Annotated in this window: 1 protein-coding gene and 1 pseudogene; both read right to left on the bottom strand. The window is 72.6% G+C overall.

The genetic code is table 11. The annotated features are described in order from the left end of the window. Positions 1-256: pseudogene (locus AQJ30_RS33930) on the bottom strand (hypothetical protein); the annotation flags it as partial. Then, complete coding sequence (locus tag AQJ30_RS33925) at positions 249-758, bottom strand: SigE family RNA polymerase sigma factor (protein ID WP_067241559.1); 510 nt, start codon at positions 756-758, stop codon at positions 249-251. The gene AQJ30_RS33925 and the pseudogene AQJ30_RS33930, both read right to left, overlap by 8 nt. Between the last annotated feature and the right edge of the window lie 424 nt (positions 759-1,182).

Below are 1,182 nucleotides of genomic sequence, written 5' to 3'. Positions count from 1 at the left end.
GGCGGGGGGAAGCGGGCACGGAGGAGGTGTCCGCGGGGGCTGCTCCGCGCCGTGGGCCGGGTGAGTGCAGCACGGACGGGAGAGCCAGGCACAGGGCTGCCGCGGCGCAGGCCGCGGTCGCGCCCAGGGCGTGCCGGCGGTGGCGGCGCCGGTCGGCGCGTCGGCGGATCTCCGCGGCGGGCAGGGTCGGTGCCGGCATCTGTGTGCCGAGCAGCCGCAGCCGGTCGCCCAGGGTGTCGTGGAGGGGGTCAGACATGGAGTCGTCCTTCCTCGCTGGTCGGGGGCTGGTCGCCGAGTCGGGCCGCCAGCGCGGTCCGCCCGCGGGCGAGGCGGCTCTTGACGGCACTGACGCTGGCGCCGGTCTCGGTCGCGACCTGCTCGATGGAAAGGTCGCACATGTGGTGCAGGACCATGGCGGTGCGCTGCGCCTCGGGCAGGTCGCGGAGCGCGATGACCAGCATCAAGTACTCCTCAGTGGGCGGCTCGACGGTGCGGGGTTCATGGTGGTGACGTCCGGCCAGATGCAGACCCCGGGCCAGACGTCGCCAACGTGAGATGGCCAGCCGCCGGGCGGTGGTCCGGATCCAGGCTTCCGGGGCATCGCCGAGGTCGAACGTGCGCCTTCGGTCCCACGCGCGGACGAAGGCCTCCTGGACCACGTCCTGTGCTTCGGACCAGTCGCCGGTCATCGCGTACAGCTGCCCGGTCAGGCGGGAGAAGGACGCTGCGTAGAACGCGTCGAACTCCTGTGGCGTCATCAACGGCTTTCTCTCCTGGTGCTGTCGATCGGCTCGCATCACAGGCGGTTCGCCGGGAAGCGCTCCTCGACCACGGCTGTGGAGCCGTGCCTCCCGGGCGGAGCCTCGCGCCGCTCAAGCCTGTACGCACGAGCACCGTTCCCAGGTCGCGCGCACGTCCTGTGACATGGACCACGTGTCCGGGGCGCGACCGCACGGGCACCGAGGGGCGTACAGGGGTGCGGGCATCAACCGGACGCCCGCAGGAAAGGACACTGACTCATGCGTATCCGCCCGATCATGCTCATCGCGGCCTCCGCCACCGCCATCGCGACGGCGGCGGGAGTGGCCAGCGCTGCGCCCGCCGCCAAGATTCACGGCACCGGCTCGGCCGGCGCCTCGGTGGTCTCCGGTACCGGCGTCTCCGCGAACCGCGTGACCGCCG

Origin of the sequence: Streptomyces longwoodensis (genome assembly GCF_001514125.1) — a bacterium.
Taxonomy (GTDB): domain Bacteria; phylum Actinomycetota; class Actinomycetes; order Streptomycetales; family Streptomycetaceae; genus Streptomyces; species Streptomyces longwoodensis.
The sequence above is the reverse complement of the archived record's forward strand: the minus strand, read 5'-3'. Positions and strand labels throughout refer to the sequence as shown.